General features: G+C 70.2%; 18 protein-coding genes and 2 tRNA genes. 12 read left to right on the forward strand and 8 right to left on the reverse strand.

The window, feature by feature from the left end; translation table 11 throughout:
• Nucleotides 1-19: 19 nt before the first annotated feature.
• The 3 genes from P8T65_RS23770 to P8T65_RS23780 form a co-directional block, all read right to left on the reverse strand.
• Nucleotides 20-928, reverse strand: coding sequence for a hypothetical protein (locus P8T65_RS23770; RefSeq protein ID WP_316727268.1), 909 nt, complete (start codon nucleotides 926-928; stop codon nucleotides 20-22).
• 647 nt (nucleotides 929-1,575) lie between these two features.
• The gene (locus tag P8T65_RS23775; protein WP_316727269.1) at nucleotides 1,576-1,965 is read right to left on the reverse strand and encodes a hypothetical protein; all 390 of its coding nucleotides are present in this window, start codon (nucleotides 1,963-1,965) and stop codon (nucleotides 1,576-1,578) included.
• 145 nt (nucleotides 1,966-2,110) lie between these two features.
• A complete protein-coding gene (locus P8T65_RS23780; protein WP_316727270.1) occupies nucleotides 2,111-3,007 on the reverse strand; it encodes a bifunctional DNA primase/polymerase in 897 nt (298 codons plus the stop codon).
• A gap of 390 nt (nucleotides 3,008-3,397) precedes the next feature.
• Between P8T65_RS23780 and P8T65_RS23785 the strand changes: the two genes are divergently transcribed.
• The 6 genes from P8T65_RS23785 (at nucleotide 3,398) to P8T65_RS23810 (ending at nucleotide 9,185) form a co-directional block, all read left to right on the forward strand.
• Nucleotides 3,398-3,703 carry a hypothetical protein gene (locus tag P8T65_RS23785; protein WP_316727271.1) on the forward strand — a complete coding sequence of 102 codons (306 nt, stop codon included), beginning with the start codon at nucleotides 3,398-3,400 and terminating at the stop codon, nucleotides 3,701-3,703.
• A gap of 238 nt (nucleotides 3,704-3,941) precedes the next feature.
• Nucleotides 3,942-4,934, forward strand: coding sequence for a bifunctional MaoC family dehydratase N-terminal/OB-fold nucleic acid binding domain-containing protein (locus P8T65_RS23790; RefSeq protein ID WP_316727272.1), 993 nt, complete (start codon nucleotides 3,942-3,944; stop codon nucleotides 4,932-4,934).
• Nucleotides 4,931-5,344, forward strand: coding sequence for a MaoC family dehydratase (locus P8T65_RS23795; RefSeq protein WP_316727273.1), 414 nt, complete (start codon nucleotides 4,931-4,933; stop codon nucleotides 5,342-5,344). The genes P8T65_RS23790 and P8T65_RS23795 overlap by 4 nt, the downstream gene beginning before the upstream one ends.
• Nucleotides 5,341-6,507 carry a lipid-transfer protein gene (locus P8T65_RS23800; RefSeq protein ID WP_316727274.1) on the forward strand — a complete coding sequence of 389 codons (1,167 nt, stop codon included), beginning with the start codon at nucleotides 5,341-5,343 and terminating at the stop codon, nucleotides 6,505-6,507. Before P8T65_RS23795 ends, P8T65_RS23800 begins: the two co-directional genes overlap by 4 nt.
• A gap of 227 nt (nucleotides 6,508-6,734) precedes the next feature.
• Nucleotides 6,735-7,361 (forward strand): SigE family RNA polymerase sigma factor, encoded by a 627-nt coding sequence (locus tag P8T65_RS23805; protein ID WP_316727275.1) that lies wholly within the window; start codon nucleotides 6,735-6,737, stop codon nucleotides 7,359-7,361.
• Between the two features lie 165 nt (nucleotides 7,362-7,526).
• On the forward strand, nucleotides 7,527-9,185 hold the full coding sequence (locus tag P8T65_RS23810) for a long-chain fatty acid--CoA ligase (protein WP_316727276.1): 1,659 nt from the start codon (nucleotides 7,527-7,529) through the stop codon (nucleotides 9,183-9,185).
• Nucleotides 9,186-9,309: 124 nt separating this feature from the next.
• On the opposite strand, the gene P8T65_RS23815 is transcribed toward P8T65_RS23810, so the two are convergent.
• Both P8T65_RS23815 and P8T65_RS23820 read right to left on the reverse strand, forming a co-directional pair.
• The gene (locus P8T65_RS23815) at nucleotides 9,310-14,550 is read right to left on the reverse strand and encodes a PAS domain-containing protein (RefSeq protein ID WP_316727277.1); all 5,241 of its coding nucleotides are present in this window, start codon (nucleotides 14,548-14,550) and stop codon (nucleotides 9,310-9,312) included.
• Between the two features lie 343 nt (nucleotides 14,551-14,893).
• Complete coding sequence (locus P8T65_RS23820; RefSeq protein WP_316727278.1) at nucleotides 14,894-15,493, reverse strand: SSI family serine proteinase inhibitor; 600 nt, start codon at nucleotides 15,491-15,493, stop codon at nucleotides 14,894-14,896.
• 212 nt (nucleotides 15,494-15,705) lie between these two features.
• On the opposite strand from P8T65_RS23820, the gene P8T65_RS23825 reads away from it, so the two are divergent.
• Together P8T65_RS23825 and P8T65_RS23830 are read left to right on the forward strand one after the other, a co-directional pair.
• A tRNA-Ser gene (locus tag P8T65_RS23825) sits at nucleotides 15,706-15,796 on the forward strand.
• A 200-nt stretch (nucleotides 15,797-15,996) separates the two neighbouring features.
• A tRNA-Arg gene (locus P8T65_RS23830) sits at nucleotides 15,997-16,069 on the forward strand.
• Nucleotides 16,070-16,159: 90 nt separating this feature from the next.
• Here the strand turns inward: P8T65_RS23830 and P8T65_RS23835 are convergent.
• The 3 genes from P8T65_RS23835 to P8T65_RS23845 are packed head-to-tail and all read right to left on the reverse strand — an operon-like array spanning nucleotide 16,160 to nucleotide 17,231.
• Nucleotides 16,160-16,777, reverse strand: coding sequence for a transposase (locus tag P8T65_RS23835; protein WP_316727279.1), 618 nt, complete (start codon nucleotides 16,775-16,777; stop codon nucleotides 16,160-16,162).
• Nucleotides 16,690-16,974, reverse strand: a complete 285-nt coding sequence (locus P8T65_RS23840) for a winged helix-turn-helix domain-containing protein (RefSeq protein ID WP_316727280.1) — start codon at nucleotides 16,972-16,974, stop codon at nucleotides 16,690-16,692. The genes P8T65_RS23835 and P8T65_RS23840 overlap by 88 nt, the downstream gene beginning before the upstream one ends.
• Complete coding sequence (locus P8T65_RS23845) at nucleotides 16,902-17,231, reverse strand: helix-turn-helix domain-containing protein (RefSeq protein ID WP_316731687.1); 330 nt, start codon at nucleotides 17,229-17,231, stop codon at nucleotides 16,902-16,904. The genes P8T65_RS23840 and P8T65_RS23845 overlap by 73 nt, the downstream gene beginning before the upstream one ends.
• A 470-nt stretch (nucleotides 17,232-17,701) precedes the next feature.
• On the opposite strand from P8T65_RS23845, the gene P8T65_RS23850 reads away from it, so the two are divergent.
• From P8T65_RS23850 to P8T65_RS23865, 4 genes are all read left to right on the forward strand, one after another.
• Nucleotides 17,702-18,922: an ice-binding family protein gene (locus P8T65_RS23850; RefSeq protein WP_316727281.1), complete on the forward strand. Its 1,221-nt coding sequence runs from the start codon at nucleotides 17,702-17,704 to the stop codon at nucleotides 18,920-18,922.
• A 161-nt stretch (nucleotides 18,923-19,083) separates the two neighbouring features.
• Nucleotides 19,084-19,773 (forward strand): DUF5819 family protein, encoded by a 690-nt coding sequence (locus P8T65_RS23855; RefSeq protein ID WP_316727282.1) that lies wholly within the window; start codon nucleotides 19,084-19,086, stop codon nucleotides 19,771-19,773.
• Entirely contained in the window at nucleotides 19,763-20,953 is a 1,191-nt protein-coding gene (locus P8T65_RS23860) for an HTTM domain-containing protein (protein ID WP_316727283.1), read from the forward strand. Before P8T65_RS23855 ends, P8T65_RS23860 begins: the two co-directional genes overlap by 11 nt.
• A gap of 571 nt (nucleotides 20,954-21,524) precedes the next feature.
• Nucleotides 21,525-21,746 (forward strand): hypothetical protein, encoded by a 222-nt coding sequence (locus P8T65_RS23865; RefSeq protein WP_033526723.1) that lies wholly within the window; start codon nucleotides 21,525-21,527, stop codon nucleotides 21,744-21,746.
• The last annotated feature ends 144 nt before the right edge of the window (nucleotides 21,747-21,890 follow it).

The raw sequence follows: 21,890 nt of genomic DNA on the forward strand, positions 1-21,890 counted from the left end.
GAACCACAACTCTTGACAATTACTCCCAACCGCTCGTGGTGAGCCGTGAACACTCGAAGTGCAAGACCACCGGGAACGTCCTCCCCCGCTTGTTCGTGTAACCCCGGTTGTCCTTGGTTTTCCAGATGCCCAGCCCGTGGTACTGGCGCAACTGCGCGGAGAAGTTCCCTCTGCCCGTCTGGTTGCAGAGCATCGAGGCTTCAGCCTGTATGTGGAGGGATCCTCCGTGCCGACGCGGGGCCCTGGTCTGGGTGAGCTGGCACTTGGGCTTGGCTGCCGCGATGGCGCGGAGCGGGGAGTGTGAGGCGCTGATCCCTTGGTCGTCGACGGTACGGGCCCAACGCACCAGCGTCTCGACGCTGTAGGCGTTCTGCTCGGTGGTGGCCGGGGCCTCCCACTGGGTCAGTTGGCCGTCCTTGGACAGCGTGCTCACTCTGATGCCGTCAGCACCCACGGCGGTCATCAGGTGGCTTCCATTGGGCAGAGTCGTTGTGCTCGTCTCGTCACCGTCCGAAGAAAGCACCGAAGACGGCACGTCGTTGTGCACGGTCAGGCGCGTGATGTTGAGTGGGTGTGCGTAGTTCCCATCTCCGAGGCTGAACGTGAGCGTCTGACCCAACTCTTCGTACTCCTCCACGCTAGGTGCCTGGAAGAGCTCCAACCCGGTGGTCTCGGTCATTAGGTCAGTGAGCCTCTGGACGCTGGCGCCTTGCGCGGGTGCAACTTCACCGACGGGAGCCATGGACTGAGGGTCTGTGCCACCTTCACTCGCGTATTCGGATGGGCTGACGATCTGCGGCCCATTGGACGGTTCGGCCTTCAGGGTGCTGTCGGTCGCGAGAGCCCCAGTAGTCGAACCAACTGCAAGGGTGGCGGTGACGAAAGCGATGGCACCCGTTCGGGCAGCCCAGCGCATCGTGATCTTCAAGTTGCTTTCTCCTCCGTAGAGTTCGGCCGACCGTCATGCGGCGCTGGTCATGCGTCGACGGCTTCGACCGCTCGGAGGGGAGCGTAGGTGAAGACTCCGCGAAGAGCTCGTGAGATTCGAACATCTTGGCGTGTCGCGCTATCTTCGGTGGCTGCTTTCGGCCAGCCAGGGCAATTAGGTGCTGCTCGGAGAGGTCGTTCGGGCCGTGTGAAAGCCGCGCGGTGGTGACCCGCCCGCACAAACATGTCCTGTGGCGTGCGGCACGGAGGCACCGGCACGGCTACTTCCAGTCATCGGGACAGCCGCGTCGGGGGCGTGCACGGGCGGAGGGGAACGGGCACGACAGGAGGCGCGATCGCGGTCGGGCACGTAGCGGGCACGAGGGCGAGGACGACGGCGCACGCGGGCCACGCCCATGCGGCTGACCTGCGTCGGAGAAGCGGACGCTCATGATCGCCGAAAGGTCTTGAAAACCGTCGTGGCGCAAGTCACCGTGGGTTCAAATCCCACACCCACCGCCATCGGCACGTAAGTGCTGGTCCGAAGGGGTGTCCCGGTTCTGGGGCGCCCCTTTGTGGTGTGTGGTGGGGTTGCTGGACGTGGGTCCGGGGAGTGCTGCGGGCCGGGTGGGCCGACGGGGCGGGGGCTCAGGTCGTGTCGGTGTCGGGGCCGGGCTCTTCCGGTGGGGTCGATTCGCGGGCCGCGATGATTTCTGTCTCGTACTGGTCGATGACCTGTTCCGCCGTGCGGCCCGTGTACTTCGCCACCTCGTCGACGGCGACGACCGCCCAGTTCGCCAAGGAGAGTGCGAAGGCCAGGAGTTGGTCGTCGCCGTAGGCTCGCTTGACCGTCAGGAGATACATGAGGTTCAGGTAGGGCACGAGATCGGGTTCCGAGACCTGGCCCGTGCTCGTGCGCATCAGTTCGATCGTGGTCTCCGTCGCCTCCGCGCGGAGGGGGAGCAGGCGGTCCCGTTCCCGGTGGACCTCGGCGAGCATTTCCTGGCGGTGTTCCCTGTCGGAGTCCAAGAAGTCCAAAGCGTGCCTCCGGAGCGGCGGTTCGTCGCGCGGGGCCGTGCCCCGACGGAGCACGTCGGACCACGGCATCTTCAGCACCTCAGTTCTTCCAACCACCGGTCCCCCGAAACGCCCGCACCGGTCCCCGCTCCCGTCCACGGTCTGATCACCGGCCGCCCCTCGACATCCGCGCCGCCGACGCGATCGTCGACCTCGCCTCGCGTTCCGTGAGGCCCGTGCGGACGGCCGCCTCGATCAGGGCGCCCGCGAGTTCGGGGCCGAGGCCGTTCTCGTAGGCGCGGCAAGCCGCCCAGAAGAGGCGGGTGTTGCGTTGTCCCTCCTGCGCGGTCAGGACGAAGTGGACGAGGCCGTGGCCGTTGCCCTGGCCGCCCGTCGTCCGGGCGGAGTCCGTGCGCGGGGGCGGCAGCAGGAGGTGGAGCAGCGCCGGAGGACAGGGGGCCGGGAGGAGGTGGGACGTGCCGGGGGCCGCGGCGTAGGCGCCGTGTTCGGTGCGGGAGCCGGGGCCGACGAGGTAGCCGCCGGCGCCGCGGATGTCGATGCCGGGGGCGAGACGACCGGCCGAGTTGGGGACGGCCATGTCGGGCGGGCCGGTGAGCCAGATGTGGCGGCCGCCGCTGGGGGTCAGCACGACCACCGTCTCGGGGATCGTGAAGAGGTGGCGCAGGGCCAGCTCACGCAGGGCCGCCGAGGAGTCCGTACCGGACTTCGTGTCGAGGTCGACCCCGATCAGGTGGTGGGGGCCGACACCGCAGGCGATGCCGTAGCCGGTGGCCCACGGGGCCGCGGCGAAGAGTTCGCGGATGCGTCGGGGGTCGGTGGAGGCGTCGTACACCCCGTGACCGAAGCGCCCGCACTCCCCATGGCATGGGGGCTGGGCTGGGGCGGGGGCCGGTGTGGTGGAGGCGGGAGCGGCGGGGCGGTGGGGGGAGCGTAGGGCCGGGAGCTTGGTGCGGGACAGGGGGATCACCGCCAGTCCGCGTTCGGCGGCGGAGAGCGCGTGTGCCAGGGCCAGGGTGCTGGCCTGCCGGTCCGTGGTGGCCATAACTCCATGTTCGTACGAGTGTTCGATAAAGGGAAGAGGGTTCGGGGTGTGCTTTCGGCCGTCACGGACCTGTTCGCGGGTTGGCCGGAAATGCGCCGGAACGCTTCATCCCTTGTCTCGCTTGATCTTGCGTTCGCCTCTCGCCGCCACCCCGTCTGAACTGGGAGTTCCTTGATCCAAGGGGGTTTATTGACTTGTCATCACGCTTCAGAGGGAACGGGAGCTTTCGGGGTGGTTCGCCGGGGATTCGGTGGGCAACTCTTGATTCGCGACGTCGAAGAAAGGCCCGAAGGCCCGAAGGCCCGAAGGCCCGAAGACCCGCACCGAGGCGGTCGGCCAACTGCCCTGGCGCAACCCGTACTTGTGTGAAAGGCCCTGGAGGAAATACACATGGCAAGCATCCGTACCGCCCGCGTTCTCGCCGCCGTCTCGGCTCTCCCGCTCGCCGCCGCCCTGTTCACCGGCGTCGCGACGGCCGGCAACGGTGCCATTGCGGACAACGGATCGAACGCCGGCGTGGCGAACATCGTCGGCAGCGGTGTCGGCCACGACAACAACGGCAACTCGTCGACCTCGCAGCAGCAGGCGAACGGCTCGGGTGCCTCGAACCAGAACAACACCGCCCAGGTCAACGGCTCCGGCTTCACGGCCATCGACCAGGACAACGCGGTCGTCAGCTTCACCAACCTCTGGTGAGCCGGCGAGGGCGGCCGGCGGGCCGGGGGTGGACGGATGAGGTCGCCCCGGCCTCGGGGCCGCCGCCCTCGGACCACGTAGGAGAGTGGGGCATGTTTTGTGGGGTGTGACACGCCTGTGCGGCGGTGCTGCGGCATCGCCGCACAGGCGTTTCCCGTCCCACGGCGACCTTGACAGTCGTGGCGGCAGGCCCTCAATCTGACGGACAGTCAGAAAAGTCGGAGGGGGCTGCGCCACCATGGTCGAGGACCTGTCCGTACGGCTCAAGGCCTACGAGGGGCGCACGGCCGTCCTCGGCGGCCGTGGCAAGGATCCCGTCAACTCGCCCATGATCCGGCATTGGTGCGAGGCCATGGGGGACACCAACCCCGCGTACACCGGACCGGACGCCGTCGCGCCGCCGACCATGCTCCAGGTGTGGACGATGGGCGGACTGAGCGGCCACGAGACCCGCGCACCGGCATACGACGAACTCCTCGCGCTGCTCGACGACGCGGGATGCACCTCCGTCGTCGCCACGGACTGCGAGCAGGAGTACCTGCGGGCGCTGCGGCCGGGGGACGAGGTCACCTTCGACTCGGTCATCGAGTCGGTGTCGGAGCGGAAGACCACCAGGCTCGGAACCGGGTACTTCGTCACGACCCGGATGGATGTGCGCGTGGGCGACGAACTCGTGGGCACCCATCGCTTCCGGATCCTCAAGTACGCCCCGGCCCACGCGCCCCGGCCGTCCCCCAGAACGTCCCCACCCCAGGAACGGCCCCGTCGTCCCCGCCCCGTCGTCAACCGCGACAACGCGGGCTTCTGGGAAGGCGTTTCACGGCACCGGCTGCTCATCCAGCGCTGTGCCGACTGTGCCACGCTCCGCCTCCCCTGGCTGCCCGGCTGCAACGCGTGCGGTTCGGCCGCGTGGGACACGGTCGAGGCGAGCGGCGAGGGGGTCGTGTACTCGTACGTCGTCATGCACCACCCGCCCTTCCCGGCCTTCGATCCGCCGTACGCCGTTGCGCTGATCGAGTTGGTGGAGGGGGTGCGGATGGTCAGCGACGTCGTCGGGGTGCCGTACGACAAGGTGCGGATCGGGATGCCCGTCCGGCTCGAATTCGCGCGCTACGACGAGGAGTTGGAGCTTCCGGTGTTCCGCGCGGGACCCGAGGGGGCCGCGGAGCCGACGAGTCCCGCGGAGCCGGCGGGGCCCGCGAAGGCGGAGGAGGGGGCGGTGTCGGCGTGAGGGTCGAGGCAGGGGACGTGATCCCGCCGTCGGAGATCGAGATCACCCGCACACTCGTCGTCGCGGGGGCCATCGCCTCGCGCGACTACCAGGACGTGCACCACGATCCGGAGCTGGCGCGGCGGCGCGGGTCGCCCGATGTGTTCATGAACATCCTGACGACGAACGGGCTGGTGGGGCGGTACGTCACCGACCACTTCGGATCGGACGCCGTCCTGCGCAAGGTGGCGATCCGGCTCGGCGCGCCCAACTATCCGGGCGACACGATGGTGTTGACCGGCACGGTCGAGACGGCCGACGGGCCGACGGTCACGGTCAAGGTGATCGGCGACAACGGCGTCGGGCGGCACGTCACCGGCACGGTGACCCTGACCCTGCCCCGACCCCTGACCCCGGGGGAGGCGGTGTGAGCGTACGGACCAAGGACCGGCTCGGCGGGCGGGCCGCGATCGTCGGCATCGGCGCGACCGACTTCTCCAAGGACTCGGGGCGCAGCGAGCTGCGGCTGGCCGTGGAGGCGGTGCGCGCGGCGCTGGACGACGCGGGGCTGGCGCCGGCGGACGTGGACGGCATGGTGACGTTCACGATGGACACGAGCCCGGAGATCACGGTCGCGCAGGCGGCCGGCATCGGCGAGCTGTCCTTCTTCTCCCGTGTCCACTACGGCGGCGGTGCCGCGTGCGCGACCGTGCAGCAGGCGGCGCTCGCGGTCGCGACGGGCGTGGCGGAGGTCGTGGTCTGCTACCGGGCCTTCAACGAGCGCTCGGGGCGCCGGTTCGGGTCCGGGGTACGGCACCGGGAGCCGTCGGCGGAGGGCGTGGCCCTGGGCTGGACGCTGCCGTTCGGGCTGCTCACGCCCGCCTCGTGGGTCGCGATGGCGGCGCAGCGCTATCTGTACGCGTACGGGCTGACCCCGGAGGCGTTCGGGCACGTGGCCGTGGTCGACCGCAGACACGCGGCGACGAACCCGGCGGCGTACTTTCACGGCCGCCCCGTCACCCTCGACGAGCATGCCGCCTCGCGCTGGATCGTCGAGCCGCTGCGGCTGCTCGACTGCTGCCAGGAGACGGACGGCGGTCAGGCGCTCGTCGTCACCTCGGTGGAGCGCGCGCGGGACCTGCCGAGACCGCCCGCGGTGGTGGTCGCCGCCGCCCAGGGCGCGGGCCGGGCGCAACAGCAGATGACCGGCTTCTACGACAGCGATCTCACCGGGCTGCCGGAGATGGGCGTCGTCGCCCGGCAGCTCCGGCGTACCTCGGGGCTGGGCCCCGACGACTTCGACGTGGGCATTCTGTACGACCACTTCACGCCGTTCGTGCTGATGCAGTTGGAGGAGTTCGGGTTCTGCGGGCCGGGGGAGGCGGCGGACTTCGTCGCCGAGAACCGGCTGCCGCTCAACACGCACGGCGGGCAGCTCGGCGAGGCGTATCTGCACGGGATGAACGGCATCGCGGAGGCCGTACGACAGCTGCGGGGCACCTCCGTGAACCAGGTCGCCGGTGCCGAGCGGGTGCTGGTCACCGCGGGGACGGGGGTGCCCACCTCGGGGTTGGTGCTGGGGACGGACGGGTGAGCGGTGCGGGCGGGGCGGCTGAGGGGGGCTTCGGGCACTCGGAGGTCCGGGGGGACGGGCGCCGTACACCCTGGGCAGGTGGTTCTCAGGGCTACACCCTCAGTACCTGGGGGCTGTTCATCCACCTCCAGTAGGTGGGGTCTGCCCCACTCCTACAACCTGAGGGGGATTCGTCTTCGGGACCTGCGGCCGATCCGCCGGGCGGGGCCCGCTCCTAGCGTGGAGCCATGACCACACCCGTCTGCACCAGCGCTTCGCAGGCCGCTGCACCAGTGCCGCGGACCCTGTCGACCACGGCTCGTTCGACCACGGCCCGCTCGCACTCCGCCCGGCAGACCCTGCCGGGCCTGGCGGAGCTGTCGTACCCGTCGTTCTCGGCGTACGTGAAGGCCCGCCAGCCGGTGCTGCTGCGGACCGCCCGCTCGCTGACCGCGAACCCGTGCGACGCCGAGGACCTGTTGCAGACCGCGCTGGCCAAGACGTACGTCGCCTGGGAGCGCATCGAGGACCACCGGGCCCTCGACGGCTATGTCCGCCGGGCGCTGCTGAACACCCGGACGTCCCAGTGGCGCAAGCGCAAGGTGGACGAGTTCGCGTGCGACGAGCTGCCGGAGCCCGACGGGGTCCAGGCCGCCGACCCGGCCGAGCAGCAGGCGCTGCACGACGCGATGTGGCGGGCGATCATGAAGCTTCCGGCGCGGCAGCGGGCCATGGTCGTGCTCAGGTACTACGAGGACCTGAGCGAGGTCCAGACCGCGGAGGTACTCGGCGTCTCGGTCGGCACGGTGAAGTCGGCGGTGTCCCGCGCGCTGGGCAAGCTGCGCGAGGACCCGGAGCTGGAACCCGTCCGCTAGCCCGATCGTTGGCCTGACATGCGGCTGCGATCAAGCTTTTCCAAGCTCCTCGGGCAACGTTCTCTGATCGATCATCCCGACACCTAGTGACATACCGCGCGGTATGTGAGCAGAATCAGCGCAACCGTTACCACCGCGTAGGCAGAGCCGCCCCGGGAGGACGCCGTGCTGAGCACCATGCAGGACGTACCGCTGTTGATCTCCAGGATCCTGGCCCATGGGTCGAGCATCCACGGGACGTCGCAGGTGATCACCTGGACCGGCGAGGGTGAGCCCGACCGCCGCTCCTACGCCGAGATCGGCGCCCGCGCCGCGCAGCTGGCCCACGCCCTGCGCGAGGACCTCGGCGTCGACGGCGACGAACGGGTCGCCACCCTCATGTGGAACAACGCGGAACACGTCGAGGCGTACTTCGCGATCCCCTCCATGGGCGCCGTCCTCCACACCCTCAACCTGCGGCTGCCCCCCGAGCAGCTCGCCTGGATCGTCAACCACGCCGCCGACCGCGTGATCATCGCCAACGGTTCGCTGCTCCCCCTCCTCGCGCCGCTCCTCCCGCACCTCAAGCCGGTGGAGCACGTCGTCGTGGCCGGGCCCGGCGACCGATCGCTGCTCGCCGGAGCGAGCGTCCAGGTGCACGAGTACGAGGACCTGATCGCCGGTAAGCCGAGCATCTACGACTGGCCCGAGCTGGATGAACGCACCGCCGCGGCCATGTGTTACACCTCAGGCACCACCGGCGACCCCAAGGGCGTCGTCTACTCCCACCGCTCGATCTACCTGCATTCCATGCAGGTCAACATGGCCCAGTCCATGGGCCTGACGGACGAGGACCTCTCGCTCGTCGTCGTCCCGCAGTTCCACGTCAACGCCTGGGGTCTGCCGCACGCGACCTTCATGACCGGCGTCAACATGCTGATGCCGGACCGCTTCCTGCAGCCCGGCCCGCTCGCCGAGATGATCGAGACGCTGAAGCCGTCGCACGCCGCCGCCGTGCCCACCATCTGGCAGGGCCTGCTCGCGGAGCTGTCCGCCCGCCCGCGCGAGGTCGCCTCGCTCACCCAGGTGACCATCGGCGGCTCGGCCTGCCCGCCCGCTCTCATGCAGGCCTTCGACAAGCTGGGCATGCGCGTCTGCCACGCCTGGGGTATGACGGAGACCTCCCCGCTCGGCACGATCGCCCGGCCGCCGGCCGGTGTGGAGCCGGGCTCGGAGGAGGAGTTCGCCTACCGCCTCACCCAGGGCCGTTTCCCCGCTTCCGTCGAGGCCCGCCTCACCGGTCCCGGTGGCGAACGCCTCCCCTGGGACGGCGAGTCCGCCGGTGAGCTGGAGGTCCGGGGTCCCTGGATCGCGGGTGCCTACTTCGGCGGCCAGGGTGCCGAGCCCATCCGCCCCGACGACAAGTTCAGCGAGGACGGCTGGCTGAAGACGGGCGACGTCGGCACGATCAGCCCCGACGGTTTCCTCACCCTCACCGACCGGGCCAAGGACGTCATCAAGTCCGGTGGTGAGTGGATCTCCTCGGTCGAGCTGGAGAACGCGCTCATGGCCCACCCGGACGTCGCCGAGGCCGCCGTCGTCGCCGTGCCGGACGAGAAGTGGGGCGAGCGCCCCCTCGCCACGGTCGTGCTGAAGGAGGGCTCCACCGCCGACTTCGCCGCCCTGCGGTCCTTCCTCGCCGACGATGGCCACATCGCCAAGTGGCAGCTCCCCGAGCGCTGGACGATCATCGAGTCGGTGCCGAAGACGAGCGTGGGCAAGTTCGACAAGAAGGTGCTGCGGAGGCAGTACGCGGAGGGCTCGCTGGATGTGACGCAGATCTGACGCAGATATACGTCGATCTGGACGCAGTCTGACGCAGATCCAGGACGTGCACGTAAGGCAGTTGGGGCGGTGTTTCACGTGAAACACCGCCCCAACTGTTGCTGTCCGTGGGCTCAGTTCTGGTTCAGTTCGTACCGACTCGTGCCAACAGGTCCACGATCCGGGTCTGTACCTCGGGGCTCGTCGAGCGTTCCGCGAGGAAGAGGACCGTCTCCCCCGAGGCCAGGCGCGGGAGTTCGGACTGGTCGACGGCGGCCGTGTAGACGACGAGCGGGGTGCGGTTCAACTGGCCGTTCGCCCGCAGCCAGTCGATGATGCCGGCCTGACGGCGGTGCACCTGGAGCAGGTCCATCACCACGAGGTTGGGCCGCATCTGCGCGGCCAGGGTGACGGCGTCCGCGTCCGACGCCGCCCGCGCGACCTGCATGCCACGCCGTTCCAGCGTCGCGGTCAGGGCGAGCGCGATCTCCGCGTGCTCCTCGATGAGCAGCACACGCGGCGGATGCTGCTCGGAGTCACGCGGAGCGAGCGCCTTCAGCAGGATGGCCGGGTCGGCCCCGTACGCCGCCTCACGCGTCGCCTGACCGAGGCCCGCCGTGACGAGGACGGGGACCTCGGCGGCCACGGCGGCCTGCCGCAGCGACTGAAGGGCCGTGCGGGTGATGGGACCGGTCAGCGGGTCCACGAACAGGGCGGCCGGGTACGCGGCGATCTGGGCGTCCACGTCCTCGCGGGAGTTCACGATGACGGGCCGGTAGCCCCGGTCGCTCAGCGCCTGGTGGGTGGTCACGTCCGGCGCGGGCCACACCAGCAGCCGACGCGGATTGTCGAGCGGCTCCGGCGGCAACTCGTCGTCCATCGGCTGCGGATGCGGCCGGTCGGGGACCTCCACCGCGCCGCCGGGCCCGTCGAGAGGCTCGGGACCTTCGTCCGCGTTCTCGTCGGGCGCCCCTATGGCGTACGACCGCCCGGCACCCTCCGTACGGCCCGTCAGCCGGGACTGCCCCGCGAGGGACGGCTGCGGCGGAAGCGGAACCTGGCCGGCGAGCGAGGGCTGCGGCGGGAGCGGGACCTGCCCGGCGAGAGAGGGCTGCGACACCTGCGCGGCCGTCTGCGGCTGGGCCGCGGCCTGGCCGGCGGGCGGAGTCTGACCGGTGCCGACCCGCAGACCCGTGCCATTGCTCGGGGTGGACTGCGGGTGGGGGCGCGCGGCCGTCTCGGGGCGGTCGCCGGTCGGCTGGGGCGGTGTGCCCAGCTTGCGGCGCCTGCCGGAACCGCCGGGTTGGTTCGGGGCGGGCGTGGACCCGGCCTGGGGCTGCGCCTGCGCGACGGCCTGTACGCCGGACCGTGCTGCCTGCGCCTGCGCCTGCGCTTGAGCCTGAGGACCGCCCTGACGGGAGAAGGGGACACCCTGGCCGAGCGTCCGCACGCTGATCGACCGTCCCTGCGTGGAGTTGGGGTCTACAGGGGCGGCGGGGGTGGCGGTTCCCGCGGCGGGCGCGGTCGGCGTCGGTGCGGCCTGCGCCTGCGTCTGCGCCTTCACCTGAGCCTGAGCTTGGGCTTGGGTCTGAGCTCGGGCCGGGGCTGCGGCTTCGGCCGGCAGCGGCTGTGCGGCGCGCGGCTGCTGGACGGCGACCTCGGGCGGCAGCGGGGTGCCCGAGGACGGGGTCGGCTGCGGGGGCAGCGGTGCCTGAGGAGTCGGTCCGGGGATGCCGGCGCCGGAGGTCTCGTGGCGCGGGTCCGGCCAGGACTGCGGCGGCTGTTGCGGCTGGGCCGTTCCGGGGGCGGCGACCTGAGCGGGAGCGGACTGGGCAGGGGAGGGCTGAGCGCCGGGCACGCCCTGCATCCCGGGCACGGCCTGGATCCCCGGTACGCCCTGTGCGCCCGGTACGACGACGGAGTGCCCGAGGGCTCCGGCCTGCGCGGGCACCTGCTGCCGGTCACCGGGCGCCCCTTGCGGCGGGACGACTCCCTGGACGGCACCGGGCTGTCCGACGACGGGCTGCCCCATGGCCGCCTGCCCGGGGAGGTCCTGACCAGGAACAGCTTGTCCGGGGGCTGACTGAGCGGCGACGCCGGGGACCCCTTGCGGAGCGACGGACTGCGCGGCCGCGATCCCCGCGGGGACGGGCTGACCGGGAACCACCCCGGCGCCCTGGGCGGGCACGGGCTGCGGGCCGCCGGGGACACCCTGTACGGGTACGGTCTGTGGAGCGCCTGGGATCCCCTGCGCGGGAACGGACTGCGCGGCGGCCATCGGCCCGCCCTGGGCGGGGACCGGCTGAGCAGGGCCCCCCTGCGGGGGAATGCCCTGCGGCGTCGCCCCTTGCCCCGGTGCCGTCATGCCCGCGCCGTCGCCCTGCTGGGGGGCGGGCTGCCGTACCGCGCGGCGTCGGCCCGTGGGCGTGGGCACCGGGTGCGGCTGCGGCGGGGTGTGGTCGTCACCGGCGTCGTGGAAAGCGGCGTCATGGCGACCGTCGTCGGCACCGCCGACCGGGGCTCCCGGCAGCGCCCCCGCGGCGGCCACTTGGCCAGCTCCGGGTGCCGGCCCGGCACCGGCCACCTGCCCCGAGCCGGGCCCGGTAACGCCACCCGGCGCCCCCGGACCGCTCTGCGGAAGCGGCTGTCCGACACCGACACCGACACCGACGCCGGCTCCGGTGAACTGCTGCCCCGCACCGGCGGCGGGCACCGGCCCTCCGGCAGGCACCGCCCCTGCGCCCGGCACGACTCCCCCGGGCGGCACGGGCCCACCGACGGGGACGTGTCCACCGACGGCGGGCACCCCGGCAGCGGCAGCCGCCGCACCCTGGTCACCCTCGCCGTCGTACCCCTCCCCGGCCTGGACGGGAACAGCCGTCCCCGCGGCTCCGGCGGGCAACGGCATCGGCATCGGTCCGCCGGGGGCGCCGGGCGCCCCCGGCAGCGCAACCGGGCCGAGGCCGGTGGCCTCCGTGTGCTCGGGACCCCGGTCGGCCTCGGCCGGTGGCAGGGCGAAGACGGCTCGCGGGCCCGGCTCGGCTGCGGCGGCACGCTCCTCGACGCCCCCGAGGGCACGTCGACGGCGACCGGTGGGCTGCTGGGCGCCGCCTGCCTCGGCGGCGGTGGCGTCGGCGGTCGCCTCGTTGACCGCGCCCGGCCCGGCCGGCAGCGCCGGCGGCAACGCGTTCTGTGGCGCGTTCGCGTTCTGTGGACCGTTCTGCGCCGCGGGCTCCCGGCGCGCACGCCGTCCGCCGGGCGCGGGCACACCCTGCGGCGGTACGGTCCCGCCCAATCCGGTGGCGTTGGCAGCCGCACCCGCCGCGTGCTCGGCCGCCGTGACGACCGCACCCTCGGTGGCCACGCCCTCACTGGCCGCCTCGGCAGCGGCGGCACGTCCACGGCGCCGTCCGGTACCCCCGGAGCCCTCGCCCTCGGCGCCCTCACCGGAACCGGTCGCGCCGACGGCCGCGCCCGGCGCACCCGCCGCGTCCTCCGCCCTGCGCCGGCGCCGCCCGGTCGGAGCGACCGAGGCCTCGGCGTCCGGGCCCTCGGGAGCGTCCTCGCTCTCCAGGAACGCGTCCACCGACGAACGCCGCGCCCGCCGCCGCCCGCCACCGACGGGGGCCTGCTCGGGCAGGGCGACCTCCGCACCGGTGGCCACGGCCCCGGGATCGGCCTCGACGCCCATCGCGGCGGGCAGCTGCGCGACCGGCATCGCCCCGGCGCCACCGCCGAGCGGTACCTCCAGCACATACGCGCTGCCGCTCATCCCCGGAACCTCGACCGTCTGGAGCACACCGCCGTGCGCCCGCACGATCCCCTGGACGATGGGCTGGTGCACCGGGTCTCCCCCGGCGTACGGCCCGCGCACCTCGATGCGCACGACCTCACCACGCTGCGCGGCCGCCACGACGACGGTGTTGTCCATGTAGCCGCCGACGGACATGGGCGCGTTGCCCGTCGCGTCGACACCGGCGACATCGGCGACGAGATGCGCGAGGGCGGTCGCGAGCCGCGCCTGGTCCACCTCGGCCTCGATGGGCGGCGCGTGCACGGCAAACTGCACCCGCCCCGGCCCGACCAGCTCCACGGCCCCGTCGACACCGGCCGCGACGACCGCGTCGAGCATCACCGCCGTACGTACGAGGTCGTCCTCGCCCGCGTCGATGCGCTGGTAGCCGAGCACGTTGTCGATGAGTGTCGTGATCCGCGAGTACCCGGCGGTCAGATGGTGCAGGACCTGGTTCGCCTCGGGCCACAGCTGCCCGGCGTCGTCGGCGGCGAGCGTGCCCAGCTCGCTGCGGAGCTGGTCGAGCGGACCGCGCAGCGAGGTGCCCAGCACGGCGAGCAACTGCTCGTGCCGCGCGGCCAGCGCCTCGTACCGGTCCTTCTCGCGCTCCCCGAGCGCCGCGTACCGCTCGTCCCCGGCGGCGAGTTCCTCGGCGTGCTGCTCGCCGAGCTCGGCCAGCTCGGCGGCGTGCTCCTCGCGCACACTCGCGAGTTCCTCGGCGTGCTCCTTGGCGAGCCGCTCCAGCTCCTCCGCGTGCGTCTCGGCCTCGGCGTCCTTCTCCTCGGCGAGCTTGTCGTACGGTCGCCGGTCGGTGAACGTCATCACGGCACCGACGAGCTGGTCCCCGTCGCGCACCGGCGCGGTCGTCAGGTCGACCGACACCTTCTCGCCGTTCTTCGCCCACAGCACCTGCCCGCGCACCCGGTGCTTGCGCCCGGATTTCAAGGTGTCCGCGAGCGGCGACTCGGTGTACGGGAAGGGGGCGCCGTCCTCGCGGGAGTGCAGCACGAGGGTGTGCAGCTCGCGTCCGCCGAGGTCACTGGCCCGATAGCCCAGTATCTGAGCGGCGGCCGGATTGACGAGGACGATCCGACCGTCGGTGTCGGTCCCGACCACGCCCTCGGACGCGGCCCGCAGGATCATCTCGGTCTGCCGTTGCGAACGCGCGAGTTCGGCCTCGGTGTCGACAGTGCCCGAAAGATCCCGTACGACCAGCATGAGCAGCTCGTCATTGGCGTAGCCGTAACCGTCGTACGCCTGCTGCCCGTTCTCCAGATTCGCGCTTGTGACCTCGACCGGGAACTCGCTGCCGTCGGTCCGGCGGGCGATCATCCGGGTCGGCTTGGTCCGCCCCGTCGGGTCCATGGTGTCGGGCCGCCGCATGGAGCCCGGGATGAGCCGGGAGTCGAACTCGGGCAGCAGGTCCAGCAGGCCGCGTCCGACCAGGGCGGTGCCGGGGGCCTCGAAGGCCTCCAGCGCGATGGTGTTGGCGTTGACGACGGTCCCATTGGCGTTGACCAGCACCAACGCATCGGGCAGTGCGTCCAGTATGGCTGCGAGGCGAGCAGCGCCTCGGGATGGCCTGCTGCTCACGAGACGCTTCCTCCCTGTTACCGCACCTTGCCGACCGCTGGGCCCATGGCCATCTTGCCAACCGGCCCGCAACGTGTCACGCGAGGGAGTCTACGGGCAGAGGTTGCGCTCGCGACGCCGGATGAGAGGGAGGTCGCACACCGAACATACGGAGATGCCGTGACCGCACGGACGGGGATGCCGTGACCGTGTGTTTTGCCGGAGGACCTTGACGAAGGCACATATGTACGGCCTGGGCGCGGGCACCGGGATGGGTGTATGCGCCGCCCGAGGCGTGGCCGATTTCGCGCCCCTCCTCTTTCCTCTCCTCCCTCTTACACCTCTCCTCTCCTCTCCTCTCCTCTTACGCGCGGAGGTCGGGCAGGACGGGAACCATGTCGTCCCAGCGGGCGATCTCGCAGCCGTCGCCGCGGTCGAAACGGGCGTCGACGCGGCGTCCGGCCCAGGTCCCGGTCACGTGCGCAGTGGCCGGTCCGCCGTACTGCATCGTGCACACGGTGCCGGACCGGACCGGTGCGAAGGGATCCGTCCCCCAGGTCGTCCGGCGATCGAGCCGCCCGCACGCCTCCCGTACGTCCGGGTGCGTGCCCCCTTCCGGATGGCACCGCAGTTCGAAGGTCCCGTCCGCGCCGCCGCCGGCCTTGCGCACGGTGACGGTCAGCCGGTCCCCGGGCCCGGCGGCCGGGCTGGGCATGGGCGGCGCGGGACGCGACACGGCCTCGGCGGCGTACGCGCCCGGTGCCGCCGGCGCGAGGGTGCCGGCGGCACCCGCGGCGACCGAGGCGACGACCCCGAGGAGGACCCGGCCCAGGGTGGGGGCGGGGCGGGTGGGGTTCGGGGTGGGGGGTGTGGCGGTGGGGAGTGCGGAGGGAGACGTGGCGGCGAGGGGGGTGGAGGAACCTGTGGGGGGCTTCCGGCGCGCGCCGGGAAGGCTCTGCAACATGACCTGACTAACGCCATGCCCGCCCTACGGTTGCGGTGCCGTCGTCCGCCGTGTCCGCCCCGCGCGGCCGGTGCGCCGCACCGCTCCCGACGTGCCATACGGCTTTGCTCTGCGGCCTCTCCGCCTAGTACCGTGGGAGGCGATTGGTGACAGCCCACCAGGCTGTGTCATCATCTGCACGCACCACTCGCGCTCGCGTGGGCGGTTGTGCTGGAGGCGTCGCCTAGTCCGGTCTATGGCGCCGCACTGCTAATGCGGTTTGGGACTTCAATCCCATCGAGGGTTCAAATCCCTCCGCCTCCGCGCTTGATCACCGAAGCCCCGGTCCACGTGACCGGGGCTTCGTCGTTCCCGCCCTCGCCCCAAGACCACCCTCACAAGGCGTTTTCCCAGGTCACAAGGGGTGTGGCAAACGGATTTCACATGCCGACGGCAGTCATGTAATGTTCTTCCTGTCGCCGCGAGCGGGCCGAAAGGGCCGGGACCGGCGAAAAACAGAACAAGCACTCGTAGCTTAACGGATAGAGCATCTGACTACGGATCAGAAGGTTGCAGGTTCGAATCCTGCCGAGTGCACAGCAGACCAGAGGCCCTGTGGAGTGATCCACAGGGCCTCTGGCTTATGTCGTGACGGCAGTGATTGACGCTGAGGGTGGGGTGACAGCGTTACGGAGGCTTCTGTGCCAGTCCGGTCTCGGCGATGAAGCCGTCGAGTACTCCGGGTCTGCGTTGGATGCCGCGTAAGCGGCTCTTCACGAGCGGGGTGAGGTCTTCGACCGCGCGGGGTGCGAGGTTGGCCAGGGACTTCTTCACGTGGGCCCAGTCGCCTTCGACGGGGTTGAGGTCGGGCGCGTAGGGCGGGAGCTTGACGATGGTCAGCCAGTCGCTGTTGCGCTCGCAGAACTCCCGCAAGGGCTTGGCGTGATGGGTGCTGGCGTTGTCCCACACCACGATCAGCGGGGCATCGCCGAGCTGCCGACGAGCAGAGTTCAACAGGTCCGCGAACTCGCGGGACCGGAAGCCCTTCTTCTCGCCGGTACGGCCGCGGTACGTCTGGGTCCGGTAGATCAGACGGGTCTCGTGGCCTGGCCACACACAGATCATCCCGGCCATCAGGACCCGGCCCGAGCCCTTGCCCACGACCTTGACCAGGGGCGTTCTGCCCCGCCTCGACCAGGTGCGGCCCTTGCCGGGCTTCAGGTCCTGCCCTGCTTCGTCCTCGAAGACGATCCACGCGCCCAGGAGCTGGGCTGTCCTCTCACCCGTGACCACTGCGTCCGCCACCTGGCCACTGCCTGCTCATCGCGCTCGACGGCCCTGTGGGTGAGGGCCTGCCGTGACCAGCCCAGCCGGTGCAGCAGATACGACACTCCACGCGGGGTGTACCGGTAGTCGTCCAGGCTATGGATCAGCTCCGTGACCCTCGCCAGGGTCCACCGCCGGTCCTCCGCCCAGCCGTGCGCCGCCGGCCCCGCCTCCAACTCGGCCTGCAGTCGTTCCGCCTGGGCATCGCTGAGCTGACACGGAAGCCGCCAGGCCCCTTGGAGGCCAGAGCCGCGCTGCCGCCCTCGCGCCAGGCGGCGTGCCAGGCGTACGCCGACTTTCGCGACACCCGTAACCTGCGGGCCACCTCCGGCGGCCGCACGCCTCGCTCGAACATCTCCGCGCCCTCAAAGCGCACTGCCTCACGCTTCGCCCGCCCCACAGCGGTCAGGCCGCCCCCATCCGCGTACCTCATGACGAGGACGTAGCACCACCAACGTCCGCTGTCACCCCACCCTTTCAACCTCAGCGGCAACGAGGGCACACAGAGACCATCGATCGCCGCCGTCAACGATCACTTCAGATGAAGGCGGCGCCTCCACCCAACAGCCTGCCCGATCCCTCCTCTCCGGCCCGCGCGGCAACCTTGCCTGGACCGGCTCAATCACGAAAACCGCGCCCAATCGCCCGACTGGGCGGCGCCTGGCTTGGGCATCACGTTGCTGGGGAGTCCACCTTTTGAATGTATTGAGAATAGTCGGATTTCTGAATGAAATTACTTTCCTGGCGCCGTGAGCCGTTCGAATGAGCGGGAAATTCCTCCCTGTCCTGCCTGGGTCGGTTTAAAGATATTTCTGCGTAATATGCGGCGGAAGTAGCAGCAAGGCTTCCCGGGTTATCGGTAGCCCGGTACGGTCACGGCTCCCCACAAGAAATGGCCTATCGATGAAGCTGAAGATCCCTCAAGCGGTTCGCCGTCGTCGTTTGTCCGGCGTTCTGGCCTCGGCCCTTGCAGCGACGGTTGCCGCCGTGATGGTCGCCCTGACGCCGACGCAGGCGCTGGCCATCGCTACGCAGGTGCCTCTGGCCACGGCCGCGAGTTTCTCCGTTCTGGCGGGTCAGGGAGTCACCAATACCGGCCCCTCGCTGATCACCCACGACCTTGGGACGCACCCGAATCCGTCCATCACCGGATTCCCGCCCGGCCAGGTACTCGGCGCCGTACACGCGGCGGACGCTGTCGCGCTTCAGGCCAAGTCCGACCTGGTCACGGCGTACAACAATGCGGCCGGCCAGGCCACGGACTTCGCACTCGCGTCGGCAATCGGCAGCGGCCAGACGCTGCTTCCGGGCGTCCACACCGCTGTCTCCGGTGTCGGGCTCACCGGTGACCTGATCCTGGACGCCGCGGGGAACCCGAACGCCGTCTGGGTGTTCCAGATTCCTGAAGCTCTGACGACTGCGTCGTCCAGCCGAGTGCTCCTCACCAACGGGGCTTCGGCGTGCAACGTCTTCTGGCAGATCGGGAGTTCGGCCACGCTCGGCACCAACTCCACATTCGTGGGCACCATCATGGCTCTGACCTCGATCAGCGTGACGACAGGGACGAACATCGAGGGGCGGGCGCTGGCCCGTAACGGCTCCGTGACGCTCGACAACAACAGGATCTTCCTCGGCGGGTGCGCTACCTCCACCACTGGTGGAACGACCACCGGCACCACGACCGGCGGGCTGGTCAGCGGCGGCCTCGTCACCGGTGGCGTCCTGGGCGGGCCGATCCTCTCGCCCGGCGCCACGTCCGGGAACACCTCAGGCAACACCGCTGGTAACACTGAGGGCAACGTCGCCGGCACCACGTCCGGGAACACCGCAGGAAACACCGCTGGTAACACTGAGGGCAACACTGCAGGGAACACCACCTCCGGGAACACCATGGGCAACACGGCCGGGAACACCTCCGGCGGTGGTGGCGGGCACGACCACGCGCCGGGCCGGCCGGATCACGGCGGCAAGCCTGGAAGGCCGGACGACGGGGGCAGGCCCGACCACGGGAAGGGCGACCACGCCGAGTACGACCACGGCAAGCAGCACGACGAGAACTACGGCTACGACGAGGTGCCCAAGGGCTACGAGGGCGACGACAACTCCAAGGGCTACGAGGATTAGACAGCGCACTGCGGTTAGTCCTCTCACCGGATGACGGCGCGCGGCGGAAGTCTTTTCGAATCCGCCGCGCGCCGGCGGTGGTAGTCAGTGCAAGATCCAGGTGCGACTAGCTGACATAGGAAGACAGGTAGGCGGTGTCGAGCGGAATTGGATCAGCGGACTTGGAGGAAATCCAGCAGTCCGACTCCGGTCCGGCCACCCAGGAACGTATTGGCGTCACGGCCGCGCCGCACAAGTCGCCGAGAAGCATCCGTGCGCTGAAATCCGGGCTGCGCGCCGCCGTGGTCATGTGCCTCGCAGCGACTGTCGTCCACGTCATTCTCGTGTTCCTTCACGTGGCCCCGGCCAATACCGTCTCCAAGCGATACAGCCCACTGGTCAATGCATGGGTGTATCCCTTCTTCGAACAGAACTGGCGGCTCTTTGCTCCGGACCCGGAATCTGTCAACCGGCAGATTCTGGCGAGAACCGCACGCACCGGCTCCGACGGATCGGCCCATGTGGGTCCCTGGTTCGACCTGACCGCCGTGGACCGTTCCGCAGTCGAACATCAGCCGTTCCCGAGCCACACGGCGCAGAACATGCTGCGCCGTGCCTGGACCGGCTACGTCGACACGCACGGAGGAGACGACAAGCCGCGCACGGAACGCGCCCTGATGATGCAGAAGTACCTGACCAACATCGCCGCGGACCGCGTTGCCGCCCACAAGAGCCGCACCTTCGACTTCATTCAGCTCCGCGTCGTCACACTGCCCATCGACGCGCCCGGCCCCGCCGCCGGCAAGCGCCCGCCGACGCCGGTCGAGAACCGGCTCCTGCCCTGGTGGAAGGTGACCCGCCATGGAAACTGAGGCGCAGAGGACCGCGCCCGCCGGCGCCGACCGGTGGATCGCCGCCCGGATCAACGCCGTATGGGACCTCCTGACCGGCCGCCCGGTGTCCTTGTACGCCGCGTCGGTGCTGCGCATCGGTTACGGGCTGCTCTACCTGCTCTTTCTGCTGCGCGAGTTCCCGTATCGTGCCGAGATCTGGGGTCCTGGTTCTGCGTGGACGCCCGCCTTGGCACGCCAGCTCTTCGAGCAGACGGGCTGGTTCAGCATCCTGCCCCTGTCCGACAGCCGCGTCTACTTCGAGCTCTGCTATGTGCTGGCTCTCGTCACATCCGTACTGTTCATGCTGGGCTGGCGGACCCGCGTCCTGTCCGTCCTCTTCGCCGCCGTGGTGACCTCGTTCCACGCCCGGGCGGTTTTCATGACGGACGGGGGCGATAACCTCATCCTGCTGATGTCCCTCTACCTCGTCCTCACCGCGTGCGGTCGGCGCTGGTCCCTGGACGCGCGCAGAAACCGGCTGAAGGCGCTTCGTGCGGGCAACACGCCGGAACCGCCGGGGAGCCTCTTCGGGCGGCAGCTCCGCGATGCCCGAACCAGCTTGGTCGCGGTGGTGCACAACTGCGGCATGTTCCTCATCGCCGCACAGGTCTGCTTCCTCTACGGATCAGCTGGCCTGTACAAGGTCCAGGGACCTTCCTGGAGCAGCGGCACCGCCCTCCACTACGTCGTGAACCTCGAACTCTTCCGGCCCTGGCCCGCGCTCTCCCACTTCGTGGACGAGCACACGCTCATGGTTGCCATCGCCGGCTACATGACCGTGCTCTTGCAGGTGGCCTTCCCGTTCGTCCTCTTCGGCAGGCTCAAGTACCCCGTTCTCGCCATGCTGCTGGGCATGCACATCGGCATCGCGGTGCTCATGGGTTTGCCTCTCTTCTCCGGCGCCATGATCGTTGCGGATGCCGCGTTCCTTCCCGACCGCTTCTACACCTTCCTGCCCCACCTCTGCCGACGCGCGATGCGGCGGACGGGCAGCCGGCGTCCGGTACCCGGACGAGCGGCAGGATCCGGAGCTGTACCTGCGCAAGGCAGACCCGGCGTACTCGGCTCGAAGTATCGAGTCACACTTCCTGCAGGGCGGAAGGACACCACGCTCGCCACCGAGCCCGCGTCCCCCGAGGTGCCCCCGAAGAGCAGTTGAGTCGTAACCGAGCCGGACGAGCTCGAAAGGGCCCACGCCGAGCAGTGAGGCCTTTCGACGGCAGGGGCCGGTTTGCTGAGGCTGGGAGGGGCGCGGACACTCGTCTAGTCCAGATTGACGGCAGGGCTGACGGCAACGACGGCACACAGACGCACGTGATGGCTAACGAGGACGATCGAGCTCAGAGGCCATCAGCCGCTCGATCGGCACCTTGTCCGATCCTACGGATCAGAAGGTTGCAGGTTCGAATCCTGCCGAGTGCACAGCAGACCAGAGGCCCCGTGGAGTGATCCACGGGGCCTCTGGCTGTTGCCGTGTCGGCGAGTGGGGAGAGGGGCGTACGCACCACCCCGGGCCTGGTCGGTGGCGAGGCTCGATCACCGCTGACCCGGGCCCTGAACCGGCGTGGTTCACCTGCCGCGAGCGACCGGAGACTCCCCACTTTCGGCTGAGTGGGGCGGCAGTGTTGACGCTGGCAGAGCTGTTGGGGCGCTGTGCGGCGCTCTGCGGATGAAGATCAAGTGGCTCTTGGCCGGTCGGGGGTCCCGGTGGTTGGCGCATACTGGTCGCAATGACAAAGCCAGGTGCACCGAAGCGCTATCTGCCCACCAGTCCCTTCAAGGCCCCGGTCGCCCCGCCTCCCAAGCACTTCGCGGTGGGCGACCAGGTCACGCATGACATGTACGGTCTCGGCCGGGTGATCGGTATCGAGGACGGGATCGCGGCGCTCGTCGATTTCGGTTCGGCGCGGCAGCGGATCCTCAGCCCATACAGCAAGATGAGCAAGCTGTAGGACGACGCACGGCCGGACGGCCGGACGTCCGCATCGCGGTCGGGTTTCGATCGGGAGGGGTGTGCCCCCCGGTTCTGCCATGCCCCGAGTCCGCCATGACTGCAAGAGCCCGGCCGAGTCCGTCGTGCCGGTCCGAGGTCGTCG

The sequence above is a fragment of the Streptomyces sp. 11x1 genome (genome assembly GCF_032598905.1).
GTDB lineage: Bacteria > Actinomycetota > Actinomycetes > Streptomycetales > Streptomycetaceae > Streptomyces.

Excerpts from the sequence above, each read along its gene's own strand:
- P8T65_RS23780 (WP_316727270.1), bottom strand. The coding sequence starts at position 3,007 with ATGGCCACCACGGACCGGCAGGCCAGCACCCTGGCCCTGGCACACGCG.
- P8T65_RS23785 (WP_316727271.1), top strand. The coding sequence starts at position 3,398 with ATGGCAAGCATCCGTACCGCCCGCGTTCTCGCCGCCGTCTCGGCTCTC.
- P8T65_RS23790 (WP_316727272.1), top strand. The coding sequence starts at position 3,942 with ATGGTCGAGGACCTGTCCGTACGGCTCAAGGCCTACGAGGGGCGCACG.
- P8T65_RS23805 (WP_316727275.1), top strand. The coding sequence starts at position 6,735 with ATGACCACACCCGTCTGCACCAGCGCTTCGCAGGCCGCTGCACCAGTG.
- P8T65_RS23820 (WP_316727278.1), bottom strand. The coding sequence starts at position 15,493 with ATGTTGCAGAGCCTTCCCGGCGCGCGCCGGAAGCCCCCCACAGGTTCC.
- P8T65_RS23845 (WP_316731687.1), bottom strand. The coding sequence starts at position 17,231 with ATGAGGTACGCGGATGGGGGCGGCCTGACCGCTGTGGGGCGGGCGAAG.
- P8T65_RS23850 (WP_316727281.1), top strand. The coding sequence starts at position 17,702 with ATGAAGCTGAAGATCCCTCAAGCGGTTCGCCGTCGTCGTTTGTCCGGC.
- P8T65_RS23860 (WP_316727283.1), top strand. The coding sequence starts at position 19,763 with ATGGAAACTGAGGCGCAGAGGACCGCGCCCGCCGGCGCCGACCGGTGG.
- P8T65_RS23865 (WP_033526723.1), top strand. The coding sequence starts at position 21,525 with ATGACAAAGCCAGGTGCACCGAAGCGCTATCTGCCCACCAGTCCCTTC.